The organism is Acetobacter ghanensis (assembly GCF_001499675.1).
GTDB classification, from domain to species: domain Bacteria; phylum Pseudomonadota; class Alphaproteobacteria; order Acetobacterales; family Acetobacteraceae; genus Acetobacter; species Acetobacter ghanensis.
This window is the reverse complement of record NZ_LN609302.1, coordinates 2,273,370-2,292,046: the sequence shown is the minus strand read 5'-3', so window position 1 is coordinate 2,292,046 and position 18,677 is coordinate 2,273,370. Positions and strand designations below refer to the sequence as shown.

The 18,677-nt window shown below is 60.2% G+C and carries 11 protein-coding genes and 2 pseudogenes; all 13 read right to left on the bottom strand.

The features are described 5' to 3' along the window. Positions 1–11: 11 nt before the first annotated feature. On the bottom strand, positions 12–2,687 hold the full coding sequence (gene ppdK / locus AGA_RS10675; RefSeq protein ID WP_059024832.1) for a pyruvate, phosphate dikinase: 2,676 nt from the start codon (positions 2,685–2,687) through the stop codon (positions 12–14). Between the two features lie 223 nt (positions 2,688–2,910). Then, positions 2,911–4,971, bottom strand: coding sequence for an NAD-dependent DNA ligase LigA (gene ligA, locus AGA_RS10670; protein WP_157065386.1), 2,061 nt, complete (start codon positions 4,969–4,971; stop codon positions 2,911–2,913). Between the two features lie 26 nt (positions 4,972–4,997). Next, positions 4,998–6,722 (bottom strand): DNA repair protein RecN, encoded by a 1,725-nt coding sequence (gene recN / locus AGA_RS10665; RefSeq protein ID WP_059024285.1) that lies wholly within the window; start codon positions 6,720–6,722, stop codon positions 4,998–5,000. A 179-nt stretch (positions 6,723–6,901) separates the two neighbouring features. Then, on the bottom strand, positions 6,902–7,900 hold the full coding sequence (locus AGA_RS10660; protein WP_059024284.1) for an outer membrane protein assembly factor BamD: 999 nt from the start codon (positions 7,898–7,900) through the stop codon (positions 6,902–6,904). Positions 7,901–7,997: 97 nt separating this feature from the next. Beyond that, positions 7,998–8,978, bottom strand: coding sequence for a UDP-3-O-acyl-N-acetylglucosamine deacetylase (gene lpxC, locus AGA_RS10655; RefSeq protein WP_059024283.1), 981 nt, complete (start codon positions 8,976–8,978; stop codon positions 7,998–8,000). 149 nt (positions 8,979–9,127) lie between these two features. Then, positions 9,128–10,618 carry a cell division protein FtsZ gene (gene ftsZ, locus AGA_RS10650; protein ID WP_059024282.1) on the bottom strand — a complete coding sequence of 497 codons (1,491 nt, stop codon included), beginning with the start codon at positions 10,616–10,618 and terminating at the stop codon, positions 9,128–9,130. 82 nt (positions 10,619–10,700) lie between these two features. Next, positions 10,701–12,138 (bottom strand): annotated as a pseudogene (ftsA, locus tag AGA_RS10645) (cell division protein FtsA). Further along, on the bottom strand, positions 12,131–13,060 hold the full coding sequence (locus AGA_RS10640) for a cell division protein FtsQ/DivIB (RefSeq protein ID WP_083503622.1): 930 nt from the start codon (positions 13,058–13,060) through the stop codon (positions 12,131–12,133). The pseudogene ftsA and the gene AGA_RS10640 overlap by 8 nt, the downstream one beginning before the upstream one ends. Next, a complete protein-coding gene (locus AGA_RS10635; RefSeq protein WP_059024281.1) occupies positions 13,057–13,995 on the bottom strand; it encodes a D-alanine--D-alanine ligase in 939 nt (312 codons plus the stop codon). Before AGA_RS10635 ends, AGA_RS10640 begins: the two co-directional genes overlap by 4 nt. Further along, positions 13,992–14,943, bottom strand: a pseudogene (gene murB / locus AGA_RS10630) (UDP-N-acetylmuramate dehydrogenase). Before murB ends, AGA_RS10635 begins: the two are co-directional and overlap by 4 nt. Continuing rightward, positions 14,940–16,373: a UDP-N-acetylmuramate--L-alanine ligase gene (gene murC, locus AGA_RS10625; RefSeq protein WP_059024280.1), complete on the bottom strand. Its 1,434-nt coding sequence runs from the start codon at positions 16,371–16,373 to the stop codon at positions 14,940–14,942. Before murC ends, murB begins: the two are co-directional and overlap by 4 nt. Then, positions 16,370–17,515 (bottom strand): undecaprenyldiphospho-muramoylpentapeptide beta-N-acetylglucosaminyltransferase, encoded by a 1,146-nt coding sequence (murG, locus tag AGA_RS10620; protein WP_059024279.1) that lies wholly within the window; start codon positions 17,513–17,515, stop codon positions 16,370–16,372. The genes murC and murG overlap by 4 nt, the downstream gene beginning before the upstream one ends. After that, positions 17,512–18,675, bottom strand: a complete 1,164-nt coding sequence (locus AGA_RS10615; protein ID WP_059024278.1) for an FtsW/RodA/SpoVE family cell cycle protein — start codon at positions 18,673–18,675, stop codon at positions 17,512–17,514. Before AGA_RS10615 ends, murG begins: the two co-directional genes overlap by 4 nt. Positions 18,676–18,677: the final 2 nt, after the last annotated feature.

Genomic DNA, 18,677 nt, shown 5'->3' with positions numbered 1-18,677 from the left:
CCACTCTTTCCTTAGGCTTTGACAGCCTTGTTATTGCGTGCGGCAAGTGCCGCCTGTGCTGCGGCCAGTCGGGCGACCGGAACGCGGAAGGGTGAGCAGGACACGTAATCCAGCCCGACTTCCTCGAAGAAGGAAATGGAGAGCGGGTCACCACCATGTTCGCCACAGATGCCAAGCTTGATATCCGGCTTGGATGCGCGGCCTTTTTCCACACCCATGCGCACCAGCGCACCTACGCCTTCGCGGTCAATGGAAATGAAGGGGTCCTGCGGCAGCAGCCCTTTTTCCACATATTCTGGCAGGAAGGAGCCAGCATCATCGCGCGAGAGGCCCAGCGTTGTCTGCGTCAGATCGTTTGTGCCGAAGGAGAAGAAATCAGCACTCTGGGCAATCTGGTCGGCGGTCAGAGCTGCACGGGGCAGCTCAATCATGGTGCCAATTTTGTAGGACAACTGGGTGCCGCGTTCTTCAAGCACATCGGCAATCACGGTTTCGCAGGACTTGCGAACCAGATCCAGCTCGGCCTTGGTGCCAATCAGCGGGATCATGATTTCCGGGTCCACAGCCTTGCCGGTTTCCTTGGCAACATCCAGCGCGGCCTCGGTAATGGCACGCACCTGCATGGCGTAAATTTCCGGGTAGGTAATACCCAGACGGCAGCCACGGTGGCCAAGCATGGGGTTGGATTCAGACAGAGCCGAGCGACGTGCGCGCAGGCTTTCCACATCCTTGCCCAGAGCCTTGGCAACATCGGCCAGTTCGGCCTCACCATGCGGCAGGAACTCATGCAGCGGCGGGTCCAGCAGGCGGATGGTAACGGGCAGGCCCGCCATAATGCGGAACAGTTCCGTAAAGTCCCCACGCTGGAACGGCAGCAGGGCTTCAATGGCGCGGGCGCGTGTTGCCACATCGTCAGCCATAATCATCTGACGTACATGGCCAATACGGTCCGGGCCAAAGAACATGTGTTCGGTCCGGCACAGGCCAATGCCTTCCGCACCAAAGCGGCGGGCGGTTTCTGCATCTTCCGGGGTTTCGGCATTGGCGCGCACACCAAGGCGGCGCACGCCATCTGCCCATCCCATAAGCGTTGCAAAATCGCCCGACAGGGTGGGTGGAATGGTGGGCACGCGGCCCTTGTAAACAGCTCCCGTACCACCATCCAGCGTAATCCAGTCACCCGCTTTGAGCGTGTGGCCGTCCACAGTCATGGTCTGGGCCTTGTAGTCCACCGCAATGCTGCCTGCACCCGCCACACATACGCGGCCCATGCCACGGGCTACAACGGCTGCGTGGGAGGTCATACCGCCACGGGTGGTCAGCACACCACGGGCTGCATGCATGCCGTGCACGTCTTCAGGCGAGGTTTCAATGCGCACCAGAATAACATCGTCACCCTTGGCGGCGCGGTCTTCCACATCCTCGGCAGAGAAGGCGATAATGCCGGTGGCGGCACCCGGCGATGCGGGCAGGCCACGGGTTAGCAGCTGGCGTTCGGCCTTGGGGTCCAGAACAGGGTGCAGTAGCTGGTCAAGCGATGCGGGAGGAACGCGTGTTACCGCTTCTTCCTGCGTAATCAGGCCTTCCTTGGCCATATCAATGGCTACGCGCAGGGCCGCTGCCGCCGTGCGCTTACCCGATCGGGTCTGCAACAGGTAGAGCTTGTTAGCCTGAACCGTAAATTCAATGTCCTGCATGTCACGGTAGTGGCGTTCCAGCAGGTCACGCACCTTGAGCAGTTCCTGATAAGCGGCAGGCAGCGCTTTTTCCATGGAGGCCTGGCCCTCAACCGCACGGCTTTCGGCCATGGGCTGCGGGGTGCGGATACCGGCCACAACGTCTTCACCCTGTGCGTTTATCAGGTATTCACCGTAGAAGATGTTTTCGCCCGTGGAGGGGTCGCGGGTGAAGCAGACGCCCGTTGCACAGTCATCCCCCATGTTGCCGAACACCATGGACTGAACGTTAACAGCCGTGCCCCAGCTTGCGGGAATGTCATGCAGCTTGCGGTAGGTGTTGGCGCGCGGGTTCATCCATGAGCCAAAGACGGCTCCAATGGCGCCCCAGAGCTGGTCCTTTGGATTTTCGGGGAAAGCGGACCCCGTTTCCTTGAGGACGATCTGCTTGTAGCTTTTAACAACTTCCTGCCATTCTTCCGCAGTCAGGGCAGTGTCGTCCAGCTTGCCGGTGGCGCGCTTGACCTGCTCCAGCAGGTCTTCAAATTCGTGGTGCGGCACACCCAGCACAACAGAGCCGTACATCTGAATGAAGCGGCGGTAGCTGTCCCATGCAAAGCGGGCATCGCCAGAGGAGCGGACAAGGCCTTCAACCGTCTCATCATTCAGACCGAGGTTGAGCACCGTGTCCATCATACCCGGCATGGAAACACGCGCACCAGAACGGACAGAAACCAGAAGGGGGTTTTCGGCATCGCCAAAGCGCAGGCCCATGGCTTTTTCAACCAGACCCATAGCGGCTTCAAGCTGGGCTTCCAGCTCGGCCGGGTACTTCCGTCCGTTATCGTAAAAGGCGGTGCAGACTTCAGTGGTAATGGTAAATCCTGGGGGCACCGGCAGGCCAATATTGGCCATTTCCGCCAGATTGGCGCCCTTGCCGCCGAGGAGATTGCGCATCCCGGCGTTGCCTTCGCTTTGGCCCGCGCCGAAACTGTAGATCCACTTGGTCATTTTGCCGTTCACTTCATTCTTTTGTGCCAGATGAGCTGAAGTTCCGACCGAGGGGATGGGAACAGGGGATACCGGAACAGCAGCCGGACTGGGCACGGAATTTTTATTTTTGGTTTGGACGACGAACTCCACCCCTTCGTTGCCCGGCAGCATGGCGCAGATTTTGCTGTCGGGCAATCTCTCTTTTATGCAGGAATGGTAAAAAACTGCCGTTGCGGCCCTTCTATCCGTTTGATGCGCAAAAGGCGTTCCATTCTGCCTCATCCATGGTCTGGATGTTCAGCTCTGCGGCCTTTTTGGCTTTGGACCCTGCTTTTTCGCCCAGCACCACCAGATCTGTCTTTTTGGAGACGGAGTCGGATACCTTGGCCCCCATGCGTTCGGCGGTCGCCTTGGCCTCTGGGCGGGTCATGGTGACCAGCGTGCCGGTAAACACAATGGTCTTGCCCGCCAGAGGGCCGCCACTTGCCGCACTTTCCTCGGTAATATTCAGTTCCGCGCTCAGTTCGGCCAGTGTGGTCTGGTTATGCGGTTCGGCCACAAAGGCCACCACATCCGTTGCTATGGCGTTGCCAATGCCGGTAATGGACCCCAGTTCCAGCCGGGCATCGGAACCGATAATGGTGGCGGCCTCCATCTGGCGCAGCCAGTTGGTGTAGGTGCCATAGTGGCGGGCCAGCAGGCGGGCGTTACTCTCCCCAATACGGCGGATACCCAGCGCATAAATAAAACGGGAGAGGGAGATTGTGCGCCGCTCTTCTATGGCCTGAAGCAGATTGCGCACGGACTGCTCGCCCCAGCCATCGCGCTGTTCCAGCTCCGCTGCGTGGTTTTTAAGCCGGAAAATATCGGTCGGGGTGCGGATCAGCCCGGCATCATAAAATTCGCGGATGCTGCGGTCCCCCAGCCCTTCAATGTCAAAGGCGAGGCGGGAGACAAAGTGGATCAGGCGTTCCACCGCTTGAGCGGGGCAGGTCAGCCCGCCCGTGCAGCGGCGAACGACCTCACCTTCCGGCCGGACCGCCAGCGCCCCACAGGCCGGGCAGTGGTCGGGAAAGCGGAAGGCCGGTTGGCGCGCGCCAGCATTCTCGCCCTGCGGAGCAAGGCCCAGCACCTGCGGAATAACATCGCCCGCACGCTGGACAAACACCATGTCCCCTTCGCGCACATCCTTGCGGTTAATCTCATCCTCATTGTGCAAGGTGGCGCGGGTTACCAGAACACCGCCAACATTAACGGGTTCCAGATGGGCAACCGGGGTCAGGGCGCCAGTGCGACCGACCTGAATTTCTATGGTGTTCAGGCGTGTTGTGGCCTGCTCTGCGGGGAACTTCCACGCAATGGCCCAACGGGGGGCACGGCCAGCAAACCCCAGCCGCTCCTGTAGGGACAGGTCATCAATTTTGTAAACAACGCCGTCAATATCATAGGCAAGGTCTGCGCGTTCGCGGCTGACGTCTTCAAAAAATGCCTCGGCATGGGCAGCGCCCTCAATCTGGCGAGAGAGCGGATTAACAGGGAAGCCCCATGCCCGAAGCTGCTCCAGATAGGTCCAATGGCTACGGGTCGTTTTGTTTGAGCAGAACCCCTGCGCATAGGCAAAAAGAGAAAGCGGGCGTTGGGCCGTAACGCTTGGGTCAAGCTGGCGGAGTGATCCAGCTGCTGCGTTGCGTGGGTTGGCAAACAGGCGTTTGCCCGCCTCCTCCTGCGCAGCATTGAGAGCGAGGAAGTCCCGCTTGGAAAGGAAGACCTCCCCCCGAATTTCGATCAGGTCAGGGTAGGGGGCTGGCAGTTTGAGCGGGAGGTCGCGCAATGTGCGCAGGTTGGCTGTGACGTCCTCTCCCTCAGCACCATCGCCACGCGTTGTGCCACGTATGAACACGCCGTGCTCGTATGTCAGGCTGATGGAAAGGCCATCAATCTTGGGTTCGCCGACCAAACGCAGTGCTGCGGCCTCGTTTTGCTCAAGCCCCAAAAAGCGGGTGGCGCGGCTGATGAAACTTTCAAACTCTTCGCGGTCAAACACGTTATCGAGCGAGAGCATGGGCACAAGGTGCTCATGTTTGCCAAAAGCCGTATCAGGTGCCGCGCCAACCGCATTGGCGGCGCTGTTTTCAGGCTCTGCATCCGGGAATTGGGCAAGCAGCGCATTATAGCGCTGGCGTAGGCTGTCGTACTCCGCATCGCTGATTTCTGGCGCATCTTGGCGGTAATAGGCCGCATTATGGTGGGCAATTCTGGCTGCCAGCTCTTCAAGTTCGGCGCGGGCCTGCTGGAGGCTCATTTCTGCGATTGCGGTTGTTCTGGTCGTCATTTTTTAGGTTCCAGCAGGCTGGCGGCAGCGGCGCGGGCTGCATCGGTAATGGTGTCTCCCGCCAACATGCGTGCAATTTCTTCCCTGCGTTCGGTTTGGGCCAGCGGGGTGGCGTGGGTTGCTGTTTGCCCGTTACGCGTCTGTTTGCCAATACGCAGGTGCGCATCCGCACTGGCGGCAACCTGCGGACTGTGGGTTACAGCCAGAACCTGCACGTTAAGGGCCAGCCGGTGCAGGCGCTCGCCAATGGCGGCGGCTGTTGCACCGCCAACGCCTGCATCAATCTCATCAAAAATGAGCGTGCCAATGCCCGACTGGCCAGCCAGAACCAGCTTGAGGGCGAGCATCAGGCGGGAGAGTTCGCCCCCCGATGCAACCTTGGCAATAGGACCGGGCGGTTGGCCGGGGTTGGCGGCAATAAGGAACGTCACCTGCTCCATGCCGTGGCGGCTCCATTGCTCTGCTGGCAGAGGTTGAATTTCGGCTAGAAAGCGGGCTTTTTCCAGCTTAATGGGTTTGAGTTCGGCAGTGACGGCCTGCTCCATCTTTTGGGCGGCTTGCGTGCGGGCGGTTGTCAGGTTTTCCGCCGCACGGATATAGGCAAGACGGGCTTCTTCCGTGGCTTGACGCAGGCCTTCCAGTTCGGTCGCGCCATTTTCTAACGCGTTCAGGCGGCTGGTGAGCTGATCAAGCAAGGCTGCCAGCTCATCCACTAGCACATTGTGTTTGCGGGCAACGGAGCGGAGCGCAAACAGCCGTTCTTCCGTATCTTCCAGTTCGCGCGGATTGGCTTCGGTATCCGCCATAAGGCGGGAGAGCAGGCTTTCGGCCTCGGCCAAGGCATTTTCTGCATTTTCCAGCGCGCTGAGTGCTTCTGTTGTGCGGTTTGCCAGTACGTCAGCTTCGGCTGTGGCGGTGTCCGCAGAGGTGGAAGAGGGAACCAGCCGCAAAAGAGCACGGCTGGCTGCACGCAGGGCCGCTGCGGGAGCAGTGGAACGGCGGTCACGCGGAGTGAGTTCGGACAGGGCAGCGGCAACGGCTTCTCCCCGCCGTTCTGCTTGCTGAAGCGCGTGGCGCTGCTGCGCGAGTAGGCTTTCTTCTCCCGGTTGAGGTGCAAGGGAGGAGAGCTCGTCCACCGTATGGCGGAGCCATTCTTCCTCGCGGGCGGCATCTGCCAACGCTTTTTGGGCGCTTGCCAGATTCTGGCGCAGGTCTTGCCAAAGGGTAAAAGCCTGCGCCACGGTTTTTAGCTGTTTGGGTTTTATGCCGTAAGCATCAAGCAGGTCGCGGTGTGTGCTGGCGTCGGCCAGCCCCATCTGTTCATGCTGGCCCTGAATTTCAATAAGCTGGGCGGCAATCCTGCGGAGTAGGGTCAGGCCAACGGGCTGGTCGTTAATCCATGCGCGGGAGCGCCCCTCGCGCGAGATGACGCGACGTAGAACCAGCGGTTCGCCTTTGTCGGCAGGAATGCCCTGTTCTTCCAACTGGGCGTAAACCATGTGGCTGGCTGGTGTTTCAAAACAGGCGGTTACGCGGGCTTCATTCGCGCCTGCGCGCACCAGCCCCGCATTGGCTCGCTCCCCCATAGCCAGACCCAGACTATCCAGCAGAATGGATTTACCTGCCCCAGTCTCCCCCGTTAGGGCGGTAAAGCCGGGGTGGAGCGCAAGGTCCAGCGCCTCAATCAACACAACGTCTCTGATGGAAAGATGAGTCAGCATGGCGACATCCGGCTTTTAGGTTCACACCTGAAATGACTGGAGTCTGAGGAACAGACCGAACAAACCGCCTGCTCCTGCCATAGCCTGAACAGACAGGCCCCTGCTGCGTTACAGAAGGGACTGCCTCCTGTATGTTCCCGTTGTGTTCTTAATTCAAGAGAAAAATGGAACGCCCCGCATTACTTTTTGGTGGCGGGGGTGGGGTCCGTTACAGGTTGCGCGGTTACGGGTGTTTTGGGCGCAGGCTGCGCTGGTGCGGGTTGTAGCGCGGCGGGTGCGGTCATCCGCTCATCGCGGGTGTCCGATGTATGGGATTCTACCACAGGCTTAACTGCTGGCGCGGTTACAACCGTGCCGGGAACGGGGAGTTTGCCGTCAAGCAGATGGTTACTTTTAAGCTTGTCATACGCGTATTTGTACCACTGGCTGCCGGGGTAATTGTAACCCAGAACAGTGGCGGATTTGCGCGCCTGATCCGTTAACCCCAGATCAAGGTAGACTTCCACCATACGTTCCAGTGCTTCGGGCACATGGTTTGTGGTCTGGAAGTCCTGCACAACGCGCTGGTAGCGGTTGATTGCGCCTTCGTAGTTCCGTTCGCGCTGGTAGTAGCGGCCAACCAGCATTTCCTTCCCGGCCAGATGGTCACGGCAAAGATCAATCTTGAGCTGGGCATCGCGCGCATATTTGCTCTGGGGGAAGCGTGTTACCACTTCTTCCAGCGCATCCATGGCTTCTGCCGTACCCTGCTGGTCACGCTGCACGTCGGCTATCTGCTCATAAAAACACAGCGCGCGCAGGTAGTAGGCATAGGCAGAGTCGGTGCTGGTGGGGTGCAGGCTAATAAAGCGGTTTAGCTGCTGCACGGCCTCGGGGTACTTCGTCTTGAGGTAGTAGGCGTACCCTTCCATCAGCTGCGAATTGGGGATGTAGCCCGAATACGGATAATTCTGCTGGAGGGTTTCAAACTCGGCGGAGGCCAGTTCGTAACGGCGGGTGCGCAGCGCATCAATGCCGTTATTATAGAGCGTTTCTGGCGGCGCGATCTTGGGAGACGGCGGCTTTTTTTTATCGCCAGATAAGAGGCTGCAACCGGTAAGCCCCGTCAGCATCAGAGCTGAGAGCACGAACGGCAGATGACGACGGATTGACTGTGTTTTTATAGAAATATCAAACATACCGGCTCTTCAGATCGAGACGAAATCTTATAGCATGCCAGCGGATCAAGAAAAGCAAAGAAACGCCGATTATTGAATGTGTCAGATAAAAAGCTGGTCAGGCCGCAGCCGATGCGGATTGCAGGTTTGTGGTGTCCTGCCAAGCTGAGCTTTGTGCGAACAGGGCGTGAAGAAGTTGGTTGTTAAGAGCATGGCCCGAGCGGTAACCGCGAAAACGGGCATTAAGCACAGCCCCCGCCATATAAAGATCCCCTACCGCATCCATGATCTTGTGCCGGATGAACTCATCCGGGCACCGTAGGCCGGTGGGGTTAAGAACATGGTCATTATCCACAACAATGGCGTTGAGCAGGGACCCGCCGAGTGCCAGCCCGGCCTGATGCAGGGCTTCAATTTCCTGCCGCATGGCAAAGGTGCGGTTGCGCGCCAGATCGTTGCGGAAGGTTGTGGGCGTAAGGTCCAGCGCAAAGCTCTGCGTGCCAATGGCGCTGGCGGGAAAATCAATGCTCATGGAAAGGTGCGGGGTTGGACCATCATTGGGCAGCAGTTCCACCCACGCATTTTTATAATCGACCCGGACAGGTTCCATAACCTGTATGACGCGGCGCGGTAAGTCCTGCGTCTTGCGGCCTGCGCAGTCCAGCAGGAAGACAAAGTCTGCGGCCGAACCATCAAAAACAGGGGTTTCGGGTCCATCTACCAGAATACGGGCGTTATCTATGCCACAGCCACACAATGCTGCCATCAGATGCTCAACTGTGGCAACCCGGTTTTCTGGGTGGTTTTTATCACCCAGCACCGTGTTCAGGCGTGTTTCCACAACATAATCATACCGCGCGGGCAGAGGGGCTGCATCTGGCAAGTCTGTGCGCTGGAAGACAATGCCATGCCCGGCTGGCGCTGGCTCCATGGTCAGGTTGATGGAGCGGCCTGTATGCAAGCCAATGCCCACGGCCGAAATGGCGTGGTGCAAGGTATGCTGAGCGGGGGAGCTTGTTGTGCGCATCTGTCGCATAGTAGCTGGGAGAATCTCCGCAGATTTGGAATACGGGGTAGGCTCCCCTGACAGATTGTCCATGTTCCCGACCATCCCGTGTTCGTATGGAAACTTACGTCACGGTAAAGCTAGGGGCTGTCTGGGTCAGATGCGAGTCAATGATTATTGCTATCTGTTTCATGCCCAGCAACACGGCCAGAGCCCTATTGCTGGGGTGAGCAGCGTGCTGCTTAACGGCGCAGAAAGGTCGGAATTTCCAGCCCGTTATCACCTTCACCCTGCCGAGGCGCACCCTGTTCAGCCTGACTGATGGTGGGGTGAGACTGCGCAACAGGTTCTTGCCGAGGTTCTGGCGTAGTTGCGCGGCGGAAGGCTCCCGTTACACGGCCAAACAGGCTGCGTGCGTTGGGGTCCTGCACAGGGTAGGCGGTTGGGCGCGGCGGTTCGCTAAACAGGTTGGCATGTTTGGAGGCTGCCGGAGCCTGTGCAGGGGCCGGAGCGGGCTGGCGGGGCTGCGGAGCCGCAGAGGCTACCTGACCCGGCACACTGTGTGCAGGTGGGGCAGCATGGCCGGGAGGCGGTGCATAGGCCTGCGGCTGCACACCGACTGGCTGTTCTGCTGCTGGTGCCTGTGCAGCAGCGGGGGCGGCGGCCATATTGGGCTGCGCGTTGGGAGTCGCCTGCTGCTGTGGCTCCGGCTGAACTTCGGTTTCCACGGCAGTCAGATGGGGGCGTTCGGACCCGGTGGAGGGTACGTCAATACCCGTGGCCACAACGGAGACACGGATGCGCCCGCTCATTTTTTCTTCAATGACCGTACCAAAGATCATGTTGGCGTCTTCGGGCACTTCGCGGCAGATGCGGTTAAAGGCTTCTTCCGCTTCAAAGAAGGTCATGTCTTCACCACCGGTTACATTGACCAGCAGGCCCTTGGCGGTGGCCATGCAGGTGTCTTCCAGCAGTGGGTTGGAAATGGCGGCCTCGGCGGCTTCCACCGCGCGGTTTTCACCTTCGGCTTCGCCCGTGCCCATCATGGCCTTGCCCATTTCCGCCATAACGCTGCGGATATCGGCAAAGTCGAGGTTAACGTAACCGCGTTCCATCATCAGGTCGGTTACGCCGCGCACGCCCATGTTCAAAACTTCGTCAGCCAGCTTGTAGGCTTCACGCAGGGTGGTGCGCTCATTGGCAATGCGGAAAAGATTCTGGTTGGGGATGACAATCAGCGTATCAACATACTGCTGAAGTTCCTGAATACCTTCGTCCGCCACACGGGCGCGGCGCTTGCCTTCGTAAGCAAAGGGTTTGCTGACCACGCCAATGGTCAGAATGTTCCGCTCACGCGCCATACGGGCAATAACCGGAGCCGCCCCCGTGCCCGTGCCGCCACCCATGCCTGTGGTGATGAACACCATGTGCGCGCCGTCCAGATACCGGGCAATTTCGTCCGCGGCTTCTTCCGCCGCAGCGCGGCCCACTTCGGGCTTGGCACCTGCGCCAAGGCCGTGGGTTAGGTGCGGGCCAAGCTGGATGCGGCTGTCGGCCAGACTTTTGGCCAGACTCTGCGCATCGGTGTTGGCTACAACAAACTCTACCCCTTCCAGGTTGGACGCAATCATGTTGTCAACCGCGTTCGTTCCCCCACCACCAACGCCGATAACGGTGATTTTGGGTGAAAAATCAGCATGAGTCTGGGGTGGAACGGTTAGGTTGAGTGTCATGTGTCTCTCCCGGACTACGGCGGGTTAACGATGGCGTGGCGGATAAGATTGCAAATAGTTTACCAATCTTTTGCGGCGCAAATCAAACCCTCTCACGAATAAAAGCAACCAGTTTTTGTAAAAAACCAGTTGGAGCAGCTTCACGGAATTCCACATCGCTGAACGGGCGCTCCGCACTGGCAGCCCAGAACAGAAGGCCCGCCGCTGTGGCAAAGCCTGCTGCGGCTGCGGTATCTTCAGGCAGACCTGCAATGTTTTTGGGGCGACCCAGCCGGACCGAGCGCGTAAAGCCGGGCCCGGAGTGGCGGCCAACACTGACCGGCACACCCAGAATGCGCTCCGCCAGAGGGCGGATTCCATCCAGCAGGGAGCCGCCACCCGTCAGCACAATGCGGCCACTGGCGGCCATGCCAAGGCCGGCGCCATCCAGTTTTTTCGCGCACAAGTTCCAATGTTTCTTCCATACGGGGGCGAATGATGCGGCCAAGCTGCGCGCGGGAAATCTGCTCGAAGTGGGGTACGTCATTCCCCAGCAGTTCCACGGTCAGAATTTCGTCCTCTACGTCGGACGCCAGATCGGCGCTGCCATAAACGGTTTTCAGCCGTTCCGCATTGTCGAGCGATGTGCCAAGGCCGCGTGCAATGTCACGCGTAACGTGCAGGCCACCAACACCAATCTGGGCCGTATGCAGAATCTGACTTTCGCCAAAGACTGCAAACGATGTGGTGCCGCCGCCCATGTCCACAACCGTTGTGCCAAGGTCCCGCTCATCTGCATCCAGCACGGACAGGCCAGATGCAAGCGGGGAGGAGACCAGTGCCTCCATGCGGAGTTCGGCACGGTTTAAAACGGTTTCAAGGTTCAGCAATGCTGTGGTTGCCGCATCAATAATATGCAGCCGGGCCTTGAGCGTTTCGCACAGGTGGCCTCGTGGGTCGGACACACCCTCTGTATCATCTACCGTAAAGTCGATGGGCAGGGTGTGAATGACTTCACGCCCCTGCACGGTAGCCTGTACGCGGCCTTCGGTCACAACGCGGCGGATGTCCGCCTCGGTCACAACCCGGCCACCAATGGGCCAGCGTACATTGAACAGGCGGCTGGCAGGATGCCCGCAGGACAGGTTGACCACCACTTTGTCTATGGTGCGTTCGGCCATGTTTTCGGCCTGCGCAACAGTTGCTCGTATGGCGGCTTCCGCCTCCTGCAACTCGGTAATGGCGCCATTACGGACCCCGGCTGAGCGGCGCCAGCCATAGCCTGCCACACGGAGCATACCGTTGGGTTCGCCCTTGCCAATCAGGCAGGTAATTTTGGTGGACCCAATATCCAGCACCGCGCTGTAACCGCTCCGCCATGTGTGCGGGCGCTTGTTCTTCTCGCTGGGAGGTAGAGGGAGGGAGCTGTCCCCCCCACTCATGCGGAGCATGGAACCTGCCGGTGCGTGAGCCCGCTTTTTGTGCAGGCGGTTGGCCAAGTTGAGTTCGGGGGAAGCAGGGAAGTGCGCTTGGTCATTCATCTCGGCTTTCCTCCGGAGTTGGTCTGGTTGGGTCTTTGGTCATCGAGGTGTGGTGGGCTGTGTGTGGGGAGGGGCTGCCTTTGGCCGCGTCTCCCCCTTGCGGTGTGGTCGTGGAGGAGGATTCGGGCGGGCGTTCCCGGATTGTCAGCCGGTCGGGCAGGCGCATGTCAATCAGCACCACCGGGCGTTCCAGAAGTTGGGTGTTTGCATTTAACCGGGCAAGGCGGTGAATGGCCGGGGCTTCTTCCCCTTCGGGCAGGAGTACGGTTGCGCCGTCCTTTAGGCTGAGGTTCCAGCGGCGGTTGCTTACGCGCACGGCAGCCGTAACGTGGGATTTAACGTCCGGTTCCTGTTGCAGCACATCAATCAGGGCGGCTGCGTTTTCATTCGCGCCTTCCCCTACGACCAGCGGCAGTTTTGCAAAGGCCGTTGCATCTTTGTCGTTACTGCCCTGGTCAGGCACTTTTTGCCCCTGCCGGTCGATTAGAATAAAATGCCCCTGATGCTGCCATACCGCATAGGGCGGACGCTCCGTAATATGCACGTCAATTTCGCCCGACAGGTGGCGTTCCACGCTGACGTGGTCAACAAAAGGCAGGGCGTTCAATGCCTCCCGCGCGTGGGAGACGTTGAAGTTCAGAACAGGGTCCCCCACGGCAATGTTCAGTGCGTTGCGAATGGCGCTGTCGCTGGTCAGGTTAGCCCCTTCTATCCGAATACTGGTGACGCGCAGAGCGGACGTGCCCAGTATTTTGTCCCGCAGGGGGGCTATCTGCTTTTGCAAGGTTGGGAGTGGCACCGCCAGATAAACCCCGGCACCCAAGGCTGCCAGCAGCATAAACCCGGCTACGGGGCGCAGCAGACGTTTTTGGCGCTTAAGGAACAGTCCCGTGCGGGAGGGGCGGCTGGCGGGGCGCTTCATTGGCGGCAGGCGGCCTGCTCAACCAGCCAGTTGCACAGCTCCGGGTAGCTTATGCCGCAATAGGCGGCCTGTTCCGGCAGAAGTGATGTTGCGGTCATGCCCGGCTGGGTGTTGACTTCCAGCAAAATCAGGCGCGGTGCGGCGCTGCCAGTATCGTCTAACCGGAAGTCCGAGCGGGATGCCCCGGAACAGCCCAGCGCCCGGTGGGCGGCCACGGCAACATCCAGCGCCTGCTGCGCAATGGTTGGGTCAATCTGGGCAGGAAGAACATGGCGTGACCCGCCCGCATTGTATTTGGCATCGTAGTCATAAAAGTCGTGACCCTGGCCGGTGGGGGTAATGTCCGTCACTGTCAGGGCACGGTCCCCCATGACGCCTACGGTAATTTCCCGCCCCGGAATAAATTCTTCCACCAGAGCCTGTGGGCCAAAGGTCCAGTCCTGCACAATGCGTTCGCGCACGTTGGCGCCGGGCCGGACGATGGAAACCCCGACGGAAGACCCTTCGCAAATGGGTTTGACAACATAAGGGGCAGGGAGCGGGTCACCTGCCTTCAGTTCGGCAATATCAATCACCCGTCCTTTGGCAACCGGCAGGCCGGCGGATAAAAAGGCGGAGCGCGCGGCGGCCTTGTCCATGGCCGTGGCGGAGGCCCGGACGCCAGAATGGGTATAGGGAATGCCCATCCAGTCCAGAATGCCCTGAATACAGCCATCCTCGCCAAAGCGACCATGGAGCGCGTTGAACACGACATCGGGCTTTTGCGCGTCAAGCTCTGTAACAAGTGTTCGCAGGTCTGCCCCGGCATCCAACGTGTGGACCGTGTGGCCTAGACTGCGCAGGGCTTCCGCTACCCCCTGCCCCGAGGAGAGGCTAACCGTCCGCTCGGAGGATATGCCACCCATCAGCACGGTAATCCGTTTGGTGGTGCTCATGCGGGGGTTCCTTCCGTTCGGCCAATGCGTTTGATTTCCCAGTGCAGGTGCACGCCGGAATGCTGGGCAACGCGCTGGCGCACTTCGTCCCCCCAGAGTTTCCAGATCATGGGCTGTGGCGTGGCCGAGATTGATCAGGAAGTTGCAGTGTTTTTCACTGACCTGAGCATCCCCTTGGCGCAGGCCACGGCATCCGGCCTCATCAATCAGTTCCCACGCTTTGCGGCTGGAAACATCGGGGTCCGGGTTGCGGAAGGTGGACCCACCGGTGCGGGCGCGCACGGGCTGGGACTGCTCCCGCGCGGTACGGATTTCCGCAATGCGGGCCGCAATTTCAGCAGGGTTTTCTGGCGTGCCACGCAGGCGTGCGCGCACGACCATAGCGCCTTCAGGCAGGCCAGAACGGCGGTAGCCAAAGCGCAGGTCGGCATTGCCCAGACGGAGCATGTTGCCATCCCGCGTTACAATTTCCGCCCAATCCAGCACGCTGGCAATATCGGCCCCGTAAGCACCGGCATTCATGCGCACGGCGCCACCAATGGAACCGGGAATACCGGCCAGAAACTCCAGCCCAGCAAGCCCTGCTTGCGCCGCGTGTTCCGCCACCGTTGCGTCCAGACAGGCGCTGCCCACCACAAGGCCATCTGCCTCTACGGCAATGTTGGCAAAGCCCCGCGCCATGCGCACGACAATGCCGTCCAACCCGCCATCACGGATGATGACATTGGAGCACGCACCCAGAGCGATAACCGGCAGTTCGGGCGAGAGGCGTTGCAACATGCCGGCCAGATCGTCCGCATCCGCAGGCTGGAACAGCCATTCCGCCGGACCACCTACCCGGAACCACGTCCGTGCGCCCAGCAGGGCCTGTGCGGTCACCCGTCCGCGCGCGCCAGCAAAGGCGTGGCGGACCATGTCGTCCAGCGTGGTTGCGGGGGGGACGGTCATGCTGCGCTTCCGCCCTTCTGTTCAGCCTGAAGTGCTGCAAGCTGGGCAGGCAGGGCCTGCGCCCAGTTGGTGATGGTGCCTGCACCCAGACACACAACATAGTCCCCCGGCTTGGCCATGGCGTTAATCATTTCCGCCAGATGGTCAGGGCTGGAAAGTGGCACAACGGACCGGTGTCCGCGTTCACGCAGGCCTTCTATCAGCCGGTCGCGGCTGGCATCGGGCAGGGGTTCCTCACCAGCCGCATACACGTCGGAGACAATAACCGTGTCCGCATCGTTCATGCAGGTGCAGAAATCAGCAAACAGGGTTCTCAGACGGGAGTAGCGGTGGGGCTGCATGACCGCAATAACCCGGCTGGCACCAGCCTGCCGCGCGGCCTTGAGCACGGCTGCAATTTCCACCGGGTGGTGGCCGTAGTCATCAATAACGGTAATGCCGCCTGCTTCCCCCGTGCGGGTAAAGCGGCGCTTGACCCCACGGAAGCTGGCCAGCCCGGAGCGAATAACATCATCACTGATGTCCATCTCGGTTGCCACGGCAATGGCGGCAAGGGAGTTCTGCACATTATGTGCGCCCAGCATGGGCAGGCGGAAAGGCCCGGCCTTGCGGGTGCGGCGGGTCACGCGGTCTGTCAGCGTGACCTCAAACGTGGCTCCCAGCTTGTCGGTAATCACCTTTTCGGCCCGCACGTCCGCCTGGGGGGAGAAGCCGTAGGTGACAATCCGGTGGTCGGAAAGGCGCGGGATCATCTGCTGCACGGCAGGGTGGTCTATGCACAGCACCGCAAAACCATAGAACGGCACGTTGGAGACAAACTGGTCGTAAGCTGCCTCCATAGCCTCGGCCGAGCCCCAGTGGTCCAGATGCTCGGGGTCCATGTTGGTCACGACCGAAATAACAGAGGGTAGGCGCAGGAACGAGCCATCGCTCTCATCCGCTTCCACCACCATCCAGTCACCCTTACCCATGCGGGTGTTGGTGCCGTAGGCCTCAATAATACCGCCGTTGATTACGGTGGGGTCCAGCTTTGCGGCTTCCAGCACCGCAGCCACAAGGCTGGTGGTGGTGGTTTTGCCATGCGTGCCGCCAATGGCCACGGACCAGCGCAGGCGCATGAGTTCGGCCAGCATTTCCGCCCGGCGCACAACGGGGATCAGCTTGGCGCGTGCGGCGACAACCTCGGGGTTGTCGCGCTTGACGGCGGTGGAAATAACTACAACCTGCGCATTGCCCAGATTGGCCGCATCATGCCCGATCGTGACCGGAATCCCTGCAGCCCGCAGGCGTTTGACATTGGCGTTTTCCGCTATGTCCGAGCCCTGTACGGAATACCCCAGCAGGCACAGCACCTCTGCAATGCCGGACATGCCAATGCCGCCAATGCCGACAAAATGGATGGTTCCGATGGAAAGGGGGAGGGCTCTCATGTGCGTGTCTCCGTCTCGAGTGCGGGCGGATGGGCGGGTGAAGGAGAAAGTTGGAGGCATTCTTCTACTATATCAGCCAGACGGAGGGCGGCATCCGGGCGGGCCAGTGTTGCCGCGGCAGCAGCAGCACGGGCAAGGTCGTCCGGAGCGGTGAAAAGGTCTTGCAGGCGTGTTGCCAGCGCCTGCGCGGTAAAGTCCGGCTGGCGGATCATCCAGCCTGCGCCCACGTCCGTTATGGCCCGGGCGTTTTCGGTCTGCTCATCAGAGGCAGCAATGGGTAGGGGAACCAGCAGGGAAGGGCGGCCAGCAGTTGTAATTTCCGCCACCGAGGAGCCGCCTGCACGCCCGATGACCAGATGCGCCTTGCGCAGCAGGTCTGGCACATCGTTCAAAAACGGCTCCACACGGGCGTTTACGCCAATATCGGCGTAAGCCTTGCGCACGCTCTCCACATCATCGGCCCGCGCCTGCTGGGTTACGCTTATGCGCGTGCGCAGGGCCGCTGGCAGGCGGGCAATGGCTGCGGGCACAACCTGCGAAAAAATACGTGCGCCCAGAGAGCCGCCCCAGACCAGCAGATTGATGGTGTCCTGTGGGGCGGACCATTCCTCCCCAGCCAGTGCGGCAATGGCTGGGCGGACGGGCATACCGGTCAGCACGGTTCTGGCCCCCATGGGCAGCTTGGCAACAGTGGGGAAGGAGGTGGCAATTACATCGGCAAAGCGGGAGAGCACGGCATTGGCCTTGCCCAGTACGGCGTTGCCTTCATGGATGATCAGGGCCGGGTGTTTGCGGCCCAGCAGACGCGCGCCCAGCAGAGGGGGGATGGAAGGATAGCCGCCAAAGCCGACTACGGCATCGGGCTGCACGCCTTGCAGTATGCCACGGGCTTTCCACGCGCTTGCAAGCAGCGTTATGCCAGCACGCAGGGCGCGCACGGGGCCACGCCCGGCTACGCCAGCACCACGCAGAACAAACTGCGGGTTGCTGGCAAACACGCCATTAGGGCGTTTGCCAGCACGGGCATCTGTCATCAGTACAATATGGTGGCCACGTGCAACCAGTGCATCAGCCAGAGCTTCGGCCGGGAAAAAATGACCGCCAGTGCCTCCGGCCGCGATCACAATAGTACGGGACTTCATACTGACCGCCATTGTCTGAGAGTGGTGATAAAGCCGTTACCGGGGCGCAGGCCCCCGGGTTGTTGCCGTGTAAGGGCCAGCACCATGCCAATGGCCAGTGCAACAGACATGGCGGAAGACCCCCCGTAGGAAATGAATGGCAGCGTCATGCCCTTGGTGGGGATAAGATGCAAGGTCGAAGCCATGTTCACAAAAGCCTGTAACCCAAAACCTGTCAGCAGCCCCGTGGTGGCAATGACCACAAACGGGTCATCCTCGCGAATCAGGCGCAGCAGTGTGCGCACCACAATCGCTGCAAAAATGCAGATGATCAGCAGGCAGATGACAAGCCCGTATTCCTCCCCCGCCACGGCAAACACAAAGTCCGCGTGGGCGTCGGGCAGCAGGTCCTTGACCCGGCCCTCACCGGGGCCACGGCCCAGCAGGCCGCCGTTACCAAAGGCGCGCAGGGCCGTATCAATCTGGTAATGGTCGCCCACATTGGGGTGCATGAACCGTTCCACGCGGGAGCGCACATGCGGGAAGATAAAAAACGCGGCAATGCCAGCAGCAACCATGCAGGCAAAGCCAAAGCCAACAAAAATCAGGTTCAGCCCGTCCACAAATAACTGGACCAGAAAGACGGCGGTAATGACCGTAAGCATACCAATATCGGGCTGGGATTTAAGCAGCAGCAGAATAAGGCCATACAGGCCGAACGCAATGAGCATCCCCGGAAAATAGCGCGAGACCCGGCGCTCCGTCAGCAGCCACCCGGTTACCACGGCAAAGCACGGCTTGAGAAATTCCGATGGCTGGAGGGACATAAGTGGCAGCGCAATCCAGCGCCGTGCACCCTTAATTTCTATCCCATGCACAAGGGTGAGCATGGTGGCCCCCAGCATGAGTGCCCCCCCAATGAGCGAAAGCCGCAGCACCGCCCGGCGCGAGAGCATGGAAACACCGGTCACAATCAGCCCGGCCACGCTGAGGAACATGACCTGCTTGAAGATGAACATGTTGCGCGATGCGCCAATGCGCACAGCCACAGCGGGACTGGCCGCAAGCATAAGAATGTAGCCAAACCCGATCAGAATAAAGGTACAGATCAGCGTTGTCCGGTCCACATTCCGCCACCAGCGGCCAAAGGGCGAATCATCAGTGCGGGAGTAACCGGCCATGC